This window comes from Serratia sp. AXJ-M, assembly GCF_046531865.1.
GTDB lineage: Bacteria > Pseudomonadota > Gammaproteobacteria > Enterobacterales > Enterobacteriaceae > Serratia > Serratia liquefaciens.
This window is the reverse complement of the sequence record NZ_CP059394.1, coordinates 4242654-4260875: the sequence shown is the minus strand read 5'-3', so window position 1 is coordinate 4260875 and position 18222 is coordinate 4242654. Positions and strand designations below refer to the sequence as shown.

Below are 18222 nucleotides of genomic sequence, written 5' to 3'. Positions count from 1 at the left end.
GGGCGCAACCGTACAGGCTGCGCCCGAGCACTTAGCCGGCAACCGGCAATGGGCTGAGTGCCATGCGTGCCGGTTGGCTTTCTTCCGCGCGGCTAAAGCGCCAGCAGCTCTGATGATACTTCGCCACGCTGTTGCGATGCGCCACGCTAACCAGCGTCACATCCGGCAATTCATCCACCAACAGGCAGTACATCAGTTGCTCGGTTTCGTCGTCCAGCGCGCTGGTGGCTTCGTCGAGGAACAAAATGTCCGGGCGGGTCAGAATCGTACGGGCGAAGGCTAATCTCTGTTGTTCACCTGGAGACAGGCGTTGGCTCCAGTTGGCGCTGGTATCCAGCCAGCGCTGAAGGTGTTTAAGGCGGCAGTTATCCAGGGCTTTCAGCAGCTGTTCATCGCTGTACTCGGCGGCAAGATGCGGATAGCTGAGCGCCTCTCGCAGCGTACCGATCGGAATATAACTGCGTTGCGGCAGGAATAACGTACTGCTGGCGGCGTCGAGCCCAATCGCACCGGAACCATACGGCCAGATCCCGGCAATGGCGCGCAACAGGGTTGATTTACCGCAGCCTGATGGGCCAACGATCAGCACCCGATCGCCACGTTTGAGCGTCATTGAGGTCGGCTCCAGTAAGCGTTGGCCATCCGGCAATTGCAGGCTGAGGCGGTCAAGGACCATCGGCTGTTCATTCTCCGGCTGCAATTGAATGCCGCGCTGTTGATGGTGCACCTGATCCACGGCGGCGTTAAAACCGGCCAGACGGTTAACGCAGGCTTTCCAGGTGGCCAGATCGGTAAAGGCATCGATAAACCAGGACAGAGCGCCCTGTACTTGCCCAAAAGCGGAGGCTATCTGCATCATTCCGCCCATTTGGATGGCGCCGGAAAAATAGCGTGGGGCGGCCACCAGTAGCGGAAAGACAATGGCGAATTGGCTGTAGAAATTGGAGGCAATATTGAGCCGCCGGGTAATGCGCATGATTGACCACCAGTTGGCACGGATGGCTTCAAAGCGCCCGCCCAACTGCTGTGCTTCATGCGGCTCGCCGTGATACAGCGCGATGGCATCATTATTTTCGCGGATGCGGATCAGCCCAAAACGAAAGTTCGCTTCATAGCGCTCCTGATTAAAACCCAGTTGTACCAAGGGTTTGCCGACCCACCAAATCAGCAGTGATCCCAGTCCGGCGTACAGCAGAGCGAACCACACCATATAGCCGGGTAGGGTAATAGCGTGCTGGCTGATGACAAAGGTAATAGGGCCACTGACATGCCACAGGATGGCGATAAAAGAAAACAGCGTCACCAGGCTGGACAGTAACCCCAACGAAAGCGACAGCGTGTATTGGGTCAGCACGTTGAGATCCTCGGCGATACGCTGGTCCGGGTTATCGACGATTTGCTGCTGTTCGGTATGGTAATACGCCTGATGCGCCAGCCATTTACCCATGAATTTTTCGGTCATCCAGCGCCGCCAGTGCATCTGCAGGCCCTGTGTCAGGTAAATTTTAAACACCGCCAATACGATGAAAATCAGCGCCAGATAGGTAAAGCGCCACAGCTGCGCCTTGAATACCGGGTAATTTTTATTTTGCAGCGCGTCGTAAAACACCTGGTTCCACTGGTTGATCAGCACGCTGATGTACACCAACCCCAGTGACAAGGCGATGATGGCGATCAGCATCGCCCAGGCCCGCAGTTTCTCCTCCGAGACCCAGAAGGGTTTAATCAGTTGCCAGACGGCGTTTTTGGGGGTGGGGATAGCGTTCATGGACCCTCGCAGGTTTAATCTTTTTTTCAGCATGGGCCGGGGACAGGTAACAAACAAACGTTGACTGTAAGCAGTTTTAACGCCGCTAACCGTTTGAAATATCGCGGCTGAATCGTCAGGGGTGATGCGGTGGCGGTTGGCGGTTATACTGGCGCCGAAATTTGGCTCGTTTACTGCGGAAAGGATAAGTGATGAAGGCGTGGGTTCCCCTGCTGTTGGCCTATGGTGCGCTTGCCTGCGACCAGGCGATGGCGCAGATTGACGAGCCGGATATTGATGCCGATTGTCACAAGGTCGCAAGCTATGCCGAGTTGGGCAAAAATGCCTATCAGCGTGGCGATTACCCACGCGCCGCAGATATTTTCCGCGATCAGGCCGCCTGGAGTGAGTTCTGCGGTTTGGATAGCCAGGCAACGGCCACTGCTTATAACAACGTAGCGCTGGCGCTGATACACGCCGGCGAGCTGCTTAAGGCGCGTGCCTATTTAGAATTGGCACCACAAGACAGCAAGTCCCAACATAATCTCAAGCTGTTGCAGGAGCGGCTGGCGAAACGAACGCCGTCGATCGGGCCGGGCGGAGTGTATTGGCAATATGCCGGGCGTGGCGTCTGGAGCGAGGTTGAGGTCAAGCCGCAAGATGGCCGCTGGCTGATCGTTTACTCTGGCTATTACATGCGGCAGATGGGGTTGTATTACGGGCCGAATATGGGGGAGTTCACTCAGACGTTGCCGATAGAGCACGGCAAAGCAGTATACCGTCAGCGGGAACCGGAAGATGTGATGGCGTGCGATGTGGCGATGCAGTTCGGTAGCGATGGTCTGGACATGCACACCGAGGGGGATTGCGGGTTCGGTTTTAACGTGCGTGCGGAAGGACACTTTGTACGGGTTGAATAATCAGCTCCGGGCATCCAATACTTTGAACACCCGGCAGCCGTAACAGGTATTAGGCCCAGGTAGCGGCGCCGCTCAATAACTCTTTCCAGGCCTCAACGTTGCCCAGATAGTTGCCCGCCGGGATCTGGCGCAGCTGGCCTTCGCTGTCTTGCAGAGCGAAAGTTGGGAACCCCTGGCCCTGAACCTTGGCAAGCAATGCCCGGCTTTGCGCGATGTGCTGCGCGGTTGGCGCACCGGCGTTAAACCGCATTTCGGCGATAAACGGAGCAGAGGGCAAGCCCAGCTCTTTTGCCAGCGCTTCCAGCACCGGCGTGTCGGCGATACGGCGACCTTCCTGGTAATGCGCTTCCTGAATGCGGTGCAGCATATCCAGCCCGCGTCCCGCCAGCGCTTGCGCTGCCAGTATGGCGGTAATCGGCGGCTCCGAATCCATCACCGCGGTGGTATCACGCAACAATCCATTGAAATAAGCTTCGCCAAAGGGTTGGCCGGTTAACTCCGCAATGCGCTTGTCATGCGGGATCACATAATTGCGCCATTCATCCGTGATTTGGCGGCGGTTGTTGCCGGTCATCATGCCGCCGGCGTGCAGGGCGATGGATAGCCCTGGAATGGTTTTGGCCGCCTTCACCAGCGGGGCTGCGCCATAGCACCAGCCACACAGCGGATCGAAAATGTAGTGCAGAGTCGTACCGGTCATGTCTTTTCCTCGTTATACCCGCCGCCTTTGCGGCGGCTGGGTAGCAGTAGCGCCTTGGCCTGGGTGTTTCGGCGTGCTTATTGCGGCCACTTCATTTCGCCTTTCAGCACTTTGGCGCTCAGTTCCAGGCTGGATTCGTCTTTCAGATCCGGGTAATGCTTTTTCATTGCCGCCACCAGTGCTGCAGAATCTTTGGCTTTTGGCAGTTCAGCTTCCAGCGTGGTCAGGTAGTTCTGGGTAAAGGTGACGGACTTCAGCGTCTGGTCTGCCCCCGGCAGGAAATGGCCAGGGACCACGACTTCCGGTTTCAACGCTTTGATGCCTTCCAGCGTTTGCTGCCAGTGCGCGCGGGATTCAACGGTTTGGTTATCGGCAATCCACGGATGGATATTGTCGCCGGCTACCGGCACACCGCCCACTACCGCTTTCAGCGCTGGGATCCACACGTAGGTGCGTTCCGGCGTCGGGCCGGTCAGGCCTTTCACTTCCACTTTCTGGCCGTCTACGGTGAAGCTGTCACCCTGCAACGCCTGAGGCACCACCACCGCTTTCGGCGCGTTGTCCTTCAAGATTGGGCCCCAGTACGCCACTTTGCCGTCTTTGGTGGCATTGATTTCTTCGATGGTACCCGGTGACGCGATGATTTTAGCCTCAGGGAACGCGGCTTTAATGACGTCCAGACCAAAATAGAAATCCGGATCTGAATGGCTGATGTATACGGTGGTCAGCTTCTTGCCGGTCGCCTTGATCTTTTTCACCAGGGCTTCCGCGTCGTTACGCTGGAACTGGGCGTCGATCAGTGCGACTTCGTGTTTGCCGCTGATGATTTCGGAAGACACCGGGAACACGCTTTTCTCACCTGGGTTATACACTTCCATCGTCAGGGTGTTGGCGGCGGTAGCGAAGGTGCTTACTGTGGCGATGCCGGCAAAAGCCAGGGTCAACAATGATTTCTTAAACATGGGTAGAGGTCCTTGGGATGCGATTAATGTTGTATAGATGTTAGGTTGCATAAAGCGATAGAAAAACCGGATAATGAGCAACTATTCATTGCGTAAATCGGACGAATCATGGATCGCATTACCGCTGCTGAGGTTTTTATCACCATCGTCGACCGTGGCAGCATGATTGCCGCCGCGGAAACGTTGGAAATGTCGCGGGCGATGGTGACGCGTTATCTGGCACAAATGGAGCAATGGGCCGGCGCGCGTTTACTGCATCGCACTACTCGTAAGCTTAGTCTGACTGACGCCGGTGAGCGCACGCTGGAACGCTGTCGACAGATGCTGGCGCTGGCGGGCGAAATCGATTTGGTCGAAGGGGAGCAGAGTGACGAGCTGCGTGGCCTGTTACGCATTACCTGTTCACAATCGCTGGGCCAGACGGCGCTGGTGGGCGCGGTGGCGCAATACCTGAAACGCCATCCGCAGGTTGCAGTGGATCTGCAAATGAACAATCGCACGGTGAATCTGGTGGAGGAGCGTATCGATCTGGCGTTACGCATCACTAACGAATTGGATCCCAATCTCATCGCCCGGCCATTATCCTCCTGTGCTTCCGTGGTCTGCGCTTCCCCGGCCTATCTGGCGGCACACGGCACGCCGCGTCATCCGCAGGATTTGGCGCTGCATAACTGCCTGACTTATTCCTACTTCGGTAAGAGCCTGTGGCATTTTGACCTTCAGGGTGTGAAATCGGCGGTCGCGGTCAGCGGCAACCTGAGCGCCAACGAATCGGTGGTGTTGATGGCGGGCACGGTACAAGGCGCGGGTATTTCCATGCAGCCTTACTATTCTGCAGCCCCTTTACTGGCCAGTGGCGAACTGATTGAGCTGATGCCGGATTATCGGCCCCAGTCGATGGGGATTTACGGTATCTATACCTCACGCCGCCAGATGCCGGCGACATTGCGCACCATGTTGGACTTTTTGGTGGAGTGGTTTGCCCACGATCCGGATTGGCAGGCAACGCTGCGCTGATAGCGTTAACACACGGGTAACATTTTTACACATTTTTCATCATCAGCGCATTCAACCAGTTAGCGAGCCAGGCATGGCTTTTTGTGCGCAGCGGCCGTTTTGCCACTGGTTTTTACGCGGGATTGCGTGCTATTTCTGTAACGTGAAAAGCGTGAATAAGACTTAATAATTATAGGGTTAAGCAGTTAAGCCCGCTCTTTGAACACCCTCTCTGACCCTTTTTCGCGGGCAGCCTGCCGGGCTGCCCGTCAATTTTATGTGTTTTTACCGGCCCCGAGTGCCTGACACCGGGGCTTTGTTGACTGGGAGCTTTCCGCATGCCTGTTTCTCTGCTCGCACTGGCATTAAGTGCATTCGCTATTGGCACCACCGAGTTTGTGATCATGGGGTTGCTGCCTGAAGTGGCGGGAGATCTGCAGGTCTCCATTCCTTCTGCCGGCTGGCTGATCAGCGGCTATGCCCTTGGCGTGGCTATCGGTGCACCCATCATGGCCTTGCTGACCGCGAAGCTGCCGCGCAAAAAAACGCTGTTGCTGCTGATGGTGATTTTCATCTTCGGCAATATTATGTGCGCCCTGGGGTACAGCTATGACTTCCTGATGCTGGCGCGCATTATCACCGCTTTGTGCCACGGTGCCTTCTTCGGTATTGGCGCGGTGGTTGCGGCCAATCTGGTGCCGCCAAACCGCCGGGCTTCAGCCGTGGCATTGATGTTCACCGGCCTGACGCTGGCCAACGTGCTCGGCGTGCCGCTGGGTACCGCTCTGGGTCAGGCGCTGGGTTGGCGTTCGACGTTCTGGGCGGTGGCGGTCATTGGCGTGCTCTCTCTGTTGGCGCTGTACAGCAAGCTGCCCAGCGTGAAGGACGAGGCCCCGACGGATCTGAAAAAAGAGCTGGCGGCGTTGCGCGGCGGCGGTATTTGGCTGTCATTGCTGATGACCGTGGCCTTTGCCGCATCGATGTTCGCGCTGTTTACTTATATTGCCCCGTTACTGACCGAGGTGACGGGTGTTTCTTCCCATGGCGTCAGTTGGACGCTGTTGCTGATGGGGGTTGGTCTGACGCTGGGCAACATCCTGGGTGGACGTTTGGCGGACTGGCGCTTGCCGTTGACGCTGACCTGTACGTTCCTGGTGATCGCCTGCTTTGCGGCATTGTTCAGTTGGACCAGCCATTCGATGGTACCGGCTGAAATTACCCTGTTCCTGTGGGCCGCTGCGGCGTTCGCCGCTGTACCGGCGCTGCAAATCAACGTGGTGACCTACGGTAAAAAGGCCCCCAATCTGGTGTCCACGCTGAACATTGCCGCGTTCAACGTCGGTAATGCGATTGGTGCCTGGGTCGGCGGTGTCGTGATAGCGCAGGGGTTGGGCTTGACCAGCGTACCGCTGGCCGCTGCGGGGATCGCGTTGCTGGGTCTGGTACTGTGTCTGGTGACGTTCAGCCGCGCCAAGCGCCCGGCTAGCGCGTAATCACGGCGGCCAGACGGGCGGGCAGCGTTTGTGCCTGTTGCTGCAAATGTTGAGTAAAGGCCGTGACCAGCGCCGACGACGGGCGGTGCAGCGGCCGGATCAGGCTAACGGTAAAGGGCACGTCAACGCTGAATGGCCGTATATGCACACCGTTGTTGGCGTAGTCCAACGCCGTTAGCGGATTGACTATCGATACCCCCACGCCGGCTTTGACCATGGCGCAGACCGACGCTGCGCTGTGGGTTTCCATCACCAGCCGGCGGTTAACCCCTTCCTCACTGAACAGCGAATCCAGCAGTTGGCGATAGCTGTCGGTGTTCGACAGGCTGATAAAGTTTTGTCCGGCAAAATCCTGCGGCGTCAGCCGCTTTTTCGCCAGCAGCGGATGCCCGGCCGGCAAGACACACACTTCGTTCAGCGTCATCAAGGTCATTCGCTCGGTGCCCGCCGGAGTCAGGGTATTTTCCGTCAGGCCCAAATCGTGGCGCTGCGCCGATAACCACTCTTCCAGCAACGGTGATTCCTGCGGTATCACGCTGAAGCTGACCTCCGGATAGCGATCGATAAAGGGTTTGCACACCGCCGGCAGCAGCGATTGTGAAAATACCGGCAGGCAGGCAATCGAAAGCTGCGCCTGCTGAAATTGTCGGATACCGGCGGCGGCATTGACGATGCGATCCAGACCGTAATAGGAACGTTGAACCTCTTCCAACAGCCTCAGGCCCTGTACCGTGGGGGATAATCGCCCGCGCACCCGTTCGAACAACTGCAGTTGGATCAGTTTCTCGAAGCGCGCCAGCTCGCGGCTGACGGTGGGCTGCGAGGTTTGCAGCAGCGCGGCGGCTTCGGTCAGATTGCCGGTCGTCATCACCGCATAGAAGATTTCAATCTGGCGCAGGGTTATCGCGTGCATCGGGCGGCTCCATCATGAGCAAAGCCATATCATAAATGAATAGACTCTGGCTAAATAGATATTTTCCACCCGAGAAAGAGTGCGGCAATATTGAGGGCATACCATTTTCGAACCAGGAACATCACTATGCCACGCGCTTTGCACGACACTTCTACCGCTCTTAACGCCGCTAACCTATTGGCGCTGCCTCAGCGCTTTGGTTGCCCTGTGTGGGCCTATGACGCAGCGATTATCAGCGAGCGCATCAGCCAATTGCGGCATTTTGACGTGATCCGTTTTGCCCAGAAGGCCTGCTCGAATATTCATATTTTGCGCCTGATGCGTGAGCAGGGCGTCAAGGTGGACTCGGTGTCGTTAGGCGAGATTGAGCGTGCATTGCAGGCCGGTTTTCAGCCGGGTGGCGAACCAAGCGAAATCGTGTTTACCGCCGATGTGCTCGATCACGCGACTCTGGCTCGCGTCAGCGAATTGAAAATCCCGGTCAACGTCGGTTCGATCGACATGCTGGAACAGCTGGGGCAGGTCTCTGCCGGGCATCCGGTGTGGCTGCGCATCAATCCAGGTTTCGGTCACGGCCATAGCCAGAAAACCAACACCGGCGGTGAGAACAGCAAGCACGGTATTTGGTATGCCGACTTACCGCAGGCGGTGGAAAAAATTCAGCAATACGGTCTGAAGCTGATTGGCGTGCATATGCATATAGGGTCGGGGGTGGACTACCAGCATCTGGAGCGCGTGTGTGACGCCATGGTGCAACAGGTGATCGACCTCGGCCAGGACATCAGTGCGATTTCTGCCGGAGGCGGGCTGTCGATCCCCTATCAGTACGGCGAAGAGGCGATTGATACCGAACACTATTTTGGCCTGTGGAACAGCGCCCGCGAGCGTATTGCCGCACATTTGGGTCATCCGGTGAAGCTGGAGATCGAACCGGGCCGTTTCCTTATGGCGGAAGCCGGTGTGCTGGTCGCCGAGGTGCGCGCAGTGAAAGACATGGGCAGCCGGCACTTTGTGCTGGTGGATGCCGGTTTTAATGATTTGATGCGTCCGGCAATGTACGGCAGCTATCACCACATATCCCTGCTGCCGGCCGACGGTCGCGATACCGCACACCAGCCACTGCGTGAAACCGTGATTGCCGGACCGCTGTGTGAATCCGGAGACGTCTTTACTCAGCAGGCCGGTGGCGGTATTGAAACCCGCGAGCTGCCGCCGGTGCAGGTTGGCGATTATCTGGTGTTCCATGACACCGGTGCTTATGGCGCGTCTATGTCTTCAAACTACAATAGCCGCCCGCTGCTGCCGGAAGTGCTGTTTGAGAACGGTGAACCGCGCCTGATCCGTCGTCGCCAGACCATCGAAGAGCTGATTGCGCTGGAACAGATCTGATGCTTTTGGGCGCATCGTGGTTTCAACGACAGCGCCCGGAGGGATCAGTTGGCGTAAGGCCCGGGAAGCACCGATTCACGCAGCCGCAGTTCGCCGGTGAACGGGGTAAGTGGCTGTGTGTCTTCCCCATTGATCAGGCGAAAAGCCTGGCTGATGGCGGCTTCGATCATCACGTCGATCGGCAGATACACGGTAGATAGTGCAGGTTGCAAATAGGCGGCGCTGGGCTCGTCGTCAAAGCCGAACAGTGAGACATCCTGCGGCAGGCGTTTGCCCGCATCGAGCAGCGCCTTCATCGCGCCGACCGCCATGTCGTCGTTGCAGGCGAACAGCGCGCTGAAATCGATATGTTCGGCCAGCAAACGCCGGGTGCCCTGATATCCACTTTGCACGCTGCTGTCACCGTAGGCCACGCGGGCTTCGTTGAAGGCAATATGGTGCTGCTCTAACGCTTGTTGATAACCTGCCAGCCGCGCCTGTGCTGTTGGCGTGGCGATGGGGCCGGTAATGCAGGCGATCTCGCGATGCCCCTGCCGAATCAGATAATCCACCGCATGGAAGGCCGCCTTTTGCTGTTCGAAGAACACGCAGCGTGCGCGCGCCTGCGGCAGATCCCGATTGATCACCATGATCGGCACCGGCAGGCTGTCCAGCAGCTTCATCAGCGCAGTTTCTGACATGAAACGCGTATACAGAATAATGGCATCACAGCGGCGATCCGCCAGCAGCTGTACCGCCTGCAGTTCATCTTCCGGCGTGTCGTGGCCGTCGGTCACAATCAGATGTTTGCCGCTGGCCTCGATCAGCTTGGCTGCGCGACGAAGCAGGCGTCCGAAGTAGGGGCCGTCGAAATTGGACACTACCAGGCCAATGCTGTTGGAGCTTTTGTTTGCCAGCGATTGGGCGAGGAAGTTCGGGCGGTAACCCAAATCGTCCATGGCCTTGAACACCGCATCGCGGGTGCTCTTTTTCACCTGGCCGGTGCCATTTAACACGCGTGAAACCGTGGCTTTGGATACCCCCGCGCGAATGGAAACATCCAACATGGTGATCATCAGTGGCTTACCCCTTTCAACATCCGCTGTGGTAAATATCGCTCAGTCTAGCATAGGCTTACCCCTTGGCTGCGTGGGATTTTTCCGCCGGGATTGTGTTGTGGCGCAACGTCCGTAGACTGATGCCAGACAATGGGAAAAGAGAGAAGAGATGACTGAGATTAAGCTTCTGGCGGATTATCCACAGCATCGCGGTCAGGTGATTGATTGGCTGTGGCAGGCGTTTGGCAGCGAAAGCAGCCGGGCATTTTTCGCCAGCGTGGTGGATAGCGGGCTGTGCGGAGCCGATTTGCCCATTACTTTTATCGCCCTGCAGGACGATAAAGTGGTTGGCACAGTCGGCTTATGGCGCTGCGACTTGATCAGCCGGCAGGATCTGACGCCCTGGCTGGCGGCGCTGTATGTCGACGAAAGCCAGCGCGGCAGCGGTCTGGGGCTGCGGTTGCAGCAGCATGTGCAAGACTACGCCCGACGCACCGGCTTCAGTGAGCTTTATCTCTACAGTGACTTTAGCGGCTATTATGAGCGCCATGGCTGGCGCTACATCGGCGATGCGCTAGATTACCCCGATCGCCCGGTGCGGCTGTATCACCGGGAGTTGATCTAGTTCTGCTCGTAAACGTTATTGATGCTGGCCACCGAATGGCGGCGCACCAGCGTCGGGCTGAACATGTTGGTGATCTCCGGCAGCGGCTGATTGTTGGCCAGTGCCAGCGCCAGTTCGGCCGCCTGGGTCGCCATGGCCACCACCGGATAGCGAATAGTGGTCAGACGCGGCCGCAGGTAGCGTGAAATCAGCACGTCATCGAAACCAATCAGCGACATCTGCCCCGGCACATCCACGCTGTTGTCGCTCAGTACCGAAAGGGCACCGGCGGCCATTGAGTCGTTGTAGCAGGTGACCGCGGTGAAGTTTTTACCGCGCCCGAGCAGCTCGGTCATCGCCTGTTCGCCGCCAATCTCGTCTGGCTCGCCGTAGGCAATCAGTTTTTCATCTACCGCAATGCCGTGCTCCTGCAATGCATCGAGATAGCCCTGCAGACGGTCCGCCGCGTCGGAAATTTGGTGGGTGGAGCAGATGATGGCAATACGCTGGTGCCCCTGTTGGATCAGGTGGCGGGTCGCCAGCCAGGCACCGTAGCGATCGTCGAGCGCCACGCAGCGCGATTCAAACCCCGGCAGCGTGCGGTTAATCAGCACCATGCCCGGGATCTGCTGCATCCACCCGCTTAACTCACGATCGGTCAGCTTTTTGGCATGTACCACCAGCGCGGCACAACGGTGGCGTACCAGCTGTTCAATCGCCTGACGCTCTTTTTCCGCCTCGTGGTAACCGTTGCCAATCAGCAGGAAATTGTGGGTGGCGTAGGCCACCTGTTCCACGGCCTTGACCATGGCACCAAAGAAAGGATCGGAGACGTCGGAAACGATCAGCCCGAGCGTTTCGGTCGATTGCTGCGCCAGCGCGCGGGCATTGGCATTTGGGTGATACTGCAGTTGTTCCATCGCGGCCAGCACGGCGGTGCGTGAGCCTTCGCTGGCCTTGGGAGAATTGTTTATTACGCGGGATACCGTGGCCACGGAAACACCCGCCAGCCTGGCAACATCCTTTATGGTAGCCATATCTGTCATACATCCTGGGTAATCGCTTACATCCCTCAGTCTTGCGGAAAAAGCCCGGGGCTGCAAGCGCTGGCGATCGTAACTTGTGGCGGCTGTTGCAGATATGGGCAATTTACCCCGAGCTTAGACCTGCGCCGCTCAGTGATAGAGCCATTTGTGCTTTGGCGTGGCGCGTCGGCTAATGCTATTTTTGGGCATCCATTCTTGGCTGAGAACACCATGTCGATTAAACGCTATCCGCAACTCGCTCACTGGGGCGCCTATACCGCCGTGGTTGAAGACGGCAGGCTTATCCGTTGTGAGCCGTTTGCCGACGATCCGGATCCTTCCCCAATGCTCGACTCCATCGCGCCGATGGCCTATTCCGACAAGCGCATCCGCAAGCCGTCCGTGCGCCGCTCCTGGCTGCAAAAGCGTGAAGGCAGCGACCGTACGCTACGTGGCCGCGAGGATTTTGTCGAAGTGGATTGGGATCTGGCGCTCGATCTGGTGGCGGAAGAGAACCGGCGCGTGCGCGATCGCTACGGCCCCTCCGGCTTGTTTACCGGTTCCTATGGCTGGTCATCTGCCGGGCGCCTGCACCACGCTCGTTCGCTGGTGCGCCGTTTTTATTTTGCTGGCGGCGGCGGTGTCGATCAGTTGGGCAACTACAGCTGGGGAGCGGCCCAGTTTTTCCTGCCGTATGTGATCGGCACTTTCACCCCATTGACCGGCCGTGTCACCAGCTGGCCCAGCGTGGTTGAGCACTGCGAGCTGTTTGTGGCCTTCGGCGGCCTGGCGTTGAAAAATGCCCAGGTCTCTTCCGGCGGTGCGGCGGAGCACTCGCTCAAACCCTGGCTGCAAAAGCTGGTGAAAAAAGGCACTCCGGTGATCAACATCAGCCCGATGCGTGATGACTGCCCGGAATTTGTTAATGCCGAATGGATCCCAATTCGCCCGAATACCGACGTGGCGCTGATGCTGGCACTGGCGTATGAAATCCAGCGCCGTGGCGCTCAGGATGAAGCTTTCCTCTATAGCCACTGCACCGGCTATAGCCAGTTGGCGGATTATCTGCGCGGCACCGACGACGGCGTGGCAAAAACGCCCGAATGGGCCAGTGTCATCACCGGCATTCCGGCGGCGCGTATCGGTTTGCTGGCGCAGCAACTGATCGGCGTGCGCAGTTTTATCACCTGCTCCTATTCGGTTCAGCGCGCTCATCGCGGTGAACAACCCTACTGGATGATGATTGCCCTGTCGGCGATGCTCGGCCAGGTGGGGCTGCCGGGGGGCGGTTTCTCCTTTGGTCACGGCTCGATGAACGGGGTCGGCAACCCGCGGGTGGATACGCCGGGGCCCATGATGCCGGTCGGCGCCAACCCTTGTGGGCTTGCCATCCCGGTGGCGCGTATCTGCGACATGCTGTTGCAACCCGGCGGCTCCTATCAGTTCCGTGGCGAGACGCACCAGTATCCGGATATTCATCTGGTGCACTGGGCCGGCGGCAACCCGTTCCATCATCACCAGCAGCTAAACCGGCTGGTGGAAGGCTGGCAAAAACCGGATACGGTGATAGTGCAGGATATCTGGTGGACGCCGGCGGCCAAGATGGCGGACATTGTGCTGCCGGTTACCACCTCGCTGGAACGTAACGATATCGGCGGTTCATCGCGCGATCGCTACGTATTGGCGATGCATCAGGCCATTGCGCCACAGCATCAGGCACGTAACGACTTTGATATTTTTGCCGATCTGGCGGAGCGGCTCGGTTACCGTGAGCAGTTCACCGAAAACCGCGACGAGCGGGCCTGGATCGAATCTATCTATCAACAATGCGGCCAGGCGCAGGCTGGGACCGGCGTAGAATGGCCCGAGTTTGAGGATTTCTGGCGCAAAGGCTACGTCGAGCTGCCGGCACCGGCGAAAGAATTCGTGTTCTTCGACGATTTTCGTGCCGATCCGCAGGCCCATCCGCTGCAAACGCCGAGCGGCAAGATTGAGTTGTTCAGCGAGAAAATCGCCGGTTATCGCTATGCCGATTTTGCCCCACATCCGCAGTGGCAGCCGCCAGTCGAGTGGCTGGGGGCACCAGAAGCCAAAGAGTGGCCATTGCACCTGATATCCATCCAACCGAGCGATCGCCTGCACAGCCAGATGGATCCGGCGCCGCTGGCGCAGGGCAATAAAACGGCCGGACGTGAAACGCTGTATATGCACCCGGAAGATGCAGCCAGGCGCGGCATTGCCGAGGGGGCGGAGGTACAGGTCAGCAATGCGCGTGGCAATTGCCTGGCAGGCGTTGCGATCACCGACGGCGTCACCCAGGGCGTAGTGCTGATGGCAACCGGCGCCTGGTTTGACCCAGGTTTTGGTGCCGAGCGCCTGCAGGTGGAACAGTCCGGCAACCCGAACGTGTTAACGCTGGATATCGGTACCTCGCCATTGACTCAAGGGCCGAACGCCATGAGCTGCCTGGTAGAAGTGAGTGTACGATAAACATCCAGCCCCACGGCAAGGCGAGCTCACTGTGGCTTGAAAGGCCGTGGGGATACACCGCTGGTTACACTTTGCGCCCTAATGTTTCGATTGGCCGCTGGCTGGTTTTCGGCTCAACGGGGTAAATTAAACGTCCCAGAGGTATTGATTGGTGAGTTTCAGCAACTTGTTTGTTGAGCCCATATTAATTTGCACCAACCTACGCAGATGCGTAGGTTTTTTTTTGCCCGATCCCCCTCCGTCCCGCCTGCGTAAAATCTGATTTTGTATTTTTATTCCGCAGGACTATTTACATTTCATTGAGTTATTTCAGTACATCGCGGGAAATTTACAGCTGGTTGCATTTAGAGCAAAACTCTTGCGATTGATCGGTAGTTTCTTAATCGCCACCTCTCTAGAGTAGGTGATCCCAGAGGTATTGATTGGTGAGAAATCAGCATACTCTGTATGTTGAAGCCATTTTCAATTGCACCAACCTACGCGGATGCGTAGGTTTTTTTTTGCCTGCCATATAGTATTCTTTTCCCTACAACCATTTACGCTCATCTTGGGCAAAGGGAGAAGGGCATGATCTTTTCAATGCTGCGGGTGCTATTCCGCCTGCTGTACCGGGTACGCGTTGAGGGCGACGCCCGACATTTCGATCAGAAAAAGCTGCTGATTACGCCCAATCACATCTCCTTCCTCGACGGTATTCTGTTGGCGCTGTTTTTGCCGATCAAACCGGTGTTTGCCGTCTACGCCAGCATTGGCGATCGTTGGTTTATGCGCTGGTTGCGGCCTTATATCGATTTCGTTTCGCTCGATCCCACCAAGCCGATGGCCATCAAACAGTTGGTGCGCATGGTTGAGCAAGGGCGGCCCATCGTGGTGTTCCCCGAAGGGCGCATTACCGTGACCGGCTCACTGATGAAAATTTATGATGGTGCCGCGTTTATTGCCGCCAAATCGGGGGCGACCGTGGTGCCGATACGGCTTGATGGCGCCGAATTCAGCCCTTTTGGGCGTATGGCCGGGGTATTCAAGATCCGTTGGTTCCCGCAGATCAGCATCCGTATTTTACCGCCGACGTCATTGCCGATGCCGGTCGCGCCACGCGCCCGAGAACGTCGCATGCTGGCCGGCGATCGTTTGCACCAGATCATGATGAAGGCGCGTATGGACACGCGCGAGCCACAGACCCTGTTCCGCGCTTTGCTGGCGGCGCAGCATCGCTATGGTCGGAGCAAGCCGTGCATTGAAGATATCAACTTCAAGGAAGACAGCTACCAGACACTGATTATAAAAGCGCTGGGCGTCAGCCGTATCCTGCAGCGCTTTACCGCCGAGGGCGAACATGTCGGCATGCTATTGCCGAATGCCACCATTACCGCCGCGGCGATTTTTGGTGCCTCGCTGCGCAACCGTATCCCGGCGATGCTCAACTACACCGCGGGTTCCAACGGCCTGAAAAGCGCCATGCTCGCCGCCAGTCTTAAAACCATCGTCACCTCGCGCCAGTTCCTGGAAAAAGGCAAGCTGACACATTTGCCGCAGCAGGTGCCGGAGGCCAACTGGGTGTATCTGGAGGATCTGAAAGATACCGTGACCCTGGCGGACAAGCTGTGGATCCTGCGTCATCTGTTCCAACCCGCGCGCGCCATGCTGCCGCAGCAGCCTGACGATGCGGCACTAATCTTGTTCACCTCGGGGTCGGAGGGCAATCCGAAGGGCGTGGTGCACTCCCACGCCAGCCTGCTGGCCAACGTTGAGCAGATCCGTACCATTGCCGACTTCACTCCGCGCGACCGTTTTATGTCGTCGCTGCCGCTGTTTCACTCGTTTGGTTTGACGGTCGGGCTGCTGACCCCGTTGATGACCGGCAGCCGTATCTTCCTCTACCCCAGTCCGCTGCATTACCGCGTGGTGCCGGAGCTGGTGTATGACCGTAACTGCACCGTACTGTTCGGCACGGCCACTTTCCTCAATAACTATGCGCGTTTTGCTCATCCGTACGACTTTGCCCGGTTGCGCTATGTGGTAGCCGGTGCGGAAAAGCTGGCGGACAGCACCAAACAGATTTATCAGGACAAATACGGTATTCGCATCCTGGAAGGCTATGGCGTGACCGAGTGTGCGCCGGTGGTGTCAATCAACGTGCCGCTGGCGGCCAAGGTGGGTACCGTCGGGCGCATCATGCCGAATATGGAAGCGCGTTTAATGAAGGTGCCGGGTATTGAGAACGGTGGACGCCTGCAACTGCGTGGGCCGAATATCATGAAAGGCTATCTGCGGGTGGAGCATCCGGGCGAGCTGGAGCCGCCAGCGGCAGAGGATGAACAGGGCAACCTGCAGCCGGGCTGGTACGATACCGGCGATATCGTCACTCTGGACGAACAGGGCTACTGTGTGATCCGCGGTCGGGTGAAGCGCTTTGCCAAACTGGCGGGCGAAATGGTCTCGCTGGAAAGCGTGGAGCTGCTTGCACAGCGCGTATCGCCGGAAGGGCTGCACGCCGCTACGGTGAAAAGTGACAGCAGTAAGGGCGAGGCGCTGGTGCTGTTCACTACCGATGCAAGCGTAACCCGCGAAGCCTTGCTGCGGGCAGCGCGTGAATTGGGCAGCCCTGAACTGGCGGTACCGCGTGATATTCGCCTGTTGAAAACGCTGCCGGTGCTGGGCAGTGGCAAACCGGATTTTGTGACCCTGCGTAAAATGGCTGAACAGCCGGAGACTGTCTGATGAACCCGTCGTCGAACACTGATTCACCCTTGCTTTCGCGCAGCATGATTGCCGTCATTTGCGCACAGTTTCTCTCTGCGTTCGGTGACAATGCGTTGCTGTTCGCCACGCTGGCGCTGATCAAACAACAGCTTTATCCCGACTGGAGCCAGCCGATTCTGCAGATGGCGTTTGTCGCCACCTATATCATTCTCGCGCCTTTTGTCGGCCAGATTGCCGACAGCTTTGCGAAAGGGCGGGTGATGATGGTGGCCAACGGCCTGAAGCTGGCCGGCGCATTGGTGATCTGTTTCGGGTTGGATCCGTTCCTCGGTTATAGCCTGGTGGGCGTGGGTGCCGCAGCTTATTCACCGGCCAAATATGGGATTTTGGGTGAGATCACCAGCGGTGAGAAACTGGTCAAGGCCAACGGCCTGATGGAGGCCTCCACTATCGCGGCGATCCTGCTGGGCTCGGTGGCCGGCGGCATCCTGGCAGACTGGCACGTGGTCGCCGCACTGGCGGTATGTGCGCTGGTTTACGCAGCGGCGGTGATCGCCAACCTGTATATTCCGCGCCTGCCTGCGGCACATCCGGCGACGTCATGGACGCCACGTGCCATGACTCGCGCTTTCTTCAACGCCTGTGTGGTGCTGTGGCGCGATGGGCAAACCCGTTTCTCATTGATTGGTACCAGCCTGTTTTGGGGCGCAGGGGTCACGCTGCGCTTTCTGTTGGTGCTGTGGGTACCGGTGGCGCTGGGTATCGCCGATAACGCCACGCCGACGTTGCTGAATGCCATGGTGGCGGTGGGGATTGTGGTTGGCGCCGGTGCCGCAGCTCGCTTCGTTACGCTTGAGACCGTGAAACGCTGTATGCCGGCCGGGATCTTGATTGGCGTAGCGGTGGCGATATTCGCGCTGCAAACTACCTTGCTTAGCGCCTATGCGGTACTGCTGATTATCGGCATCTTGGGCGGCTTCTTTGTGGTGCCATTGAATGCGTTGTTGCAAGAACGAGGCAAAAAATCGGTGGGGGCAGGCAACGCGATCGCGGTGCAAAACCTTGGCGAGAACACCGCCATGCTGTTGATGCTCGGGCTCTATTCGCTGGCGGTGAAAGTCAGCGTACCGGTGGTCGGCGTGGGGATCGGTTTCGGTGTGGTTTTCGCGCTGGCGATCGGCGCACTGTGGTTGTCGCAACGACGGGCAAAATAATCAAAGGGGCGCGGTTTAGGCGCCCCTGA

The 18222-nt window shown here is 57.9% G+C and carries 14 protein-coding genes; 8 read left to right on the top strand and 6 right to left on the bottom strand.

The window, feature by feature from the left end:
- Positions 1-31: 31 nt before the first annotated feature.
- The gene (locus H0S68_RS19940; RefSeq protein WP_217331840.1) at positions 32-1768 is read right to left on the bottom strand and encodes an ABC transporter ATP-binding protein/permease; all 1737 of its coding nucleotides are present in this window, start codon (positions 1766-1768) and stop codon (positions 32-34) included.
- A gap of 191 nt (positions 1769-1959) precedes the next feature.
- Here H0S68_RS19940 and H0S68_RS19935 point away from each other — a divergent pair, with 191 nt between their 5' ends.
- Entirely contained in the window at positions 1960-2667 is a 708-nt protein-coding gene (locus tag H0S68_RS19935; protein WP_410528981.1) for a tetratricopeptide repeat protein, read from the top strand.
- A 49-nt stretch (positions 2668-2716) separates the two neighbouring features.
- Here H0S68_RS19935 and H0S68_RS19930 read toward each other — a convergent pair whose 3' ends face one another.
- Positions 2717-3367 (bottom strand): DsbA family protein, encoded by a 651-nt coding sequence (locus H0S68_RS19930; protein WP_128865141.1) that lies wholly within the window; start codon positions 3365-3367, stop codon positions 2717-2719.
- Positions 3368-3444: 77 nt separating this feature from the next.
- Positions 3445-4329 carry an MBL fold metallo-hydrolase gene (locus H0S68_RS19925; RefSeq protein WP_020828416.1) on the bottom strand — a complete coding sequence of 295 codons (885 nt, stop codon included), beginning with the start codon at positions 4327-4329 and terminating at the stop codon, positions 3445-3447.
- Positions 4330-4437: 108 nt separating this feature from the next.
- Here H0S68_RS19925 and H0S68_RS19920 point away from each other — a divergent pair, with 108 nt between their 5' ends.
- Both H0S68_RS19920 and H0S68_RS19915 read left to right on the top strand, forming a co-directional pair.
- On the top strand, positions 4438-5346 hold the full coding sequence (locus H0S68_RS19920) for a LysR family transcriptional regulator (protein WP_020828415.1): 909 nt from the start codon (positions 4438-4440) through the stop codon (positions 5344-5346).
- 317 nt (positions 5347-5663) lie between these two features.
- Positions 5664-6818, top strand: a complete 1155-nt coding sequence (locus tag H0S68_RS19915) for an MFS transporter (RefSeq protein WP_046372746.1) — start codon at positions 5664-5666, stop codon at positions 6816-6818.
- Here the strand turns inward: H0S68_RS19915 and H0S68_RS19910 are convergent.
- Positions 6808-7731, bottom strand: coding sequence for a LysR family transcriptional regulator (locus tag H0S68_RS19910; RefSeq protein WP_046372747.1), 924 nt, complete (start codon positions 7729-7731; stop codon positions 6808-6810). The genes H0S68_RS19915 and H0S68_RS19910 overlap by 11 nt on opposite strands.
- Before the next feature lie 126 nt (positions 7732-7857).
- Between H0S68_RS19910 and lysA the strand changes: the two genes are divergently transcribed.
- Entirely contained in the window at positions 7858-9120 is a 1263-nt protein-coding gene (lysA, locus tag H0S68_RS19905) for a diaminopimelate decarboxylase (protein ID WP_128865139.1), read from the top strand.
- Positions 9121-9164: 44 nt separating this feature from the next.
- Here the strand turns inward: lysA and H0S68_RS19900 are convergent, their stop codons facing one another.
- Complete coding sequence (locus tag H0S68_RS19900) at positions 9165-10175, bottom strand: LacI family DNA-binding transcriptional regulator (protein WP_142814508.1); 1011 nt, start codon at positions 10173-10175, stop codon at positions 9165-9167.
- Between the two features lie 151 nt (positions 10176-10326).
- Between H0S68_RS19900 and H0S68_RS19895 the strand changes: the two genes are divergently transcribed.
- Positions 10327-10782: a GNAT family N-acetyltransferase gene (locus tag H0S68_RS19895; protein WP_122080102.1), complete on the top strand. Its 456-nt coding sequence runs from the start codon at positions 10327-10329 to the stop codon at positions 10780-10782.
- Here H0S68_RS19895 and galR read toward each other — a convergent pair.
- Entirely contained in the window at positions 10779-11798 is a 1020-nt protein-coding gene (gene galR, locus H0S68_RS19890; RefSeq protein WP_020828407.1) for an HTH-type transcriptional regulator GalR, read from the bottom strand. The two genes, H0S68_RS19895 and galR, sit on opposite strands and share 4 nt — an antisense overlap.
- A 219-nt stretch (positions 11799-12017) precedes the next feature.
- Here galR and H0S68_RS19885 point away from each other — a divergent pair, with 219 nt between their 5' ends.
- From H0S68_RS19885 to lplT, 3 genes are all read left to right on the top strand, one after another.
- Positions 12018-14276, top strand: a complete 2259-nt coding sequence (locus tag H0S68_RS19885; protein WP_410528980.1) for a molybdopterin guanine dinucleotide-containing S/N-oxide reductase — start codon at positions 12018-12020, stop codon at positions 14274-14276.
- Between the two features lie 567 nt (positions 14277-14843).
- A complete protein-coding gene (gene aas / locus H0S68_RS19880) occupies positions 14844-16997 on the top strand; it encodes a bifunctional acyl-ACP--phospholipid O-acyltransferase/long-chain-fatty-acid--ACP ligase (protein ID WP_410528979.1) in 2154 nt (717 codons plus the stop codon).
- Positions 16997-18193, top strand: coding sequence for a lysophospholipid transporter LplT (gene lplT / locus H0S68_RS19875; protein ID WP_130016957.1), 1197 nt, complete (start codon positions 16997-16999; stop codon positions 18191-18193). Before aas ends, lplT begins: the two co-directional genes overlap by 1 nt.
- The last annotated feature ends 29 nt before the right edge of the window (positions 18194-18222 follow it).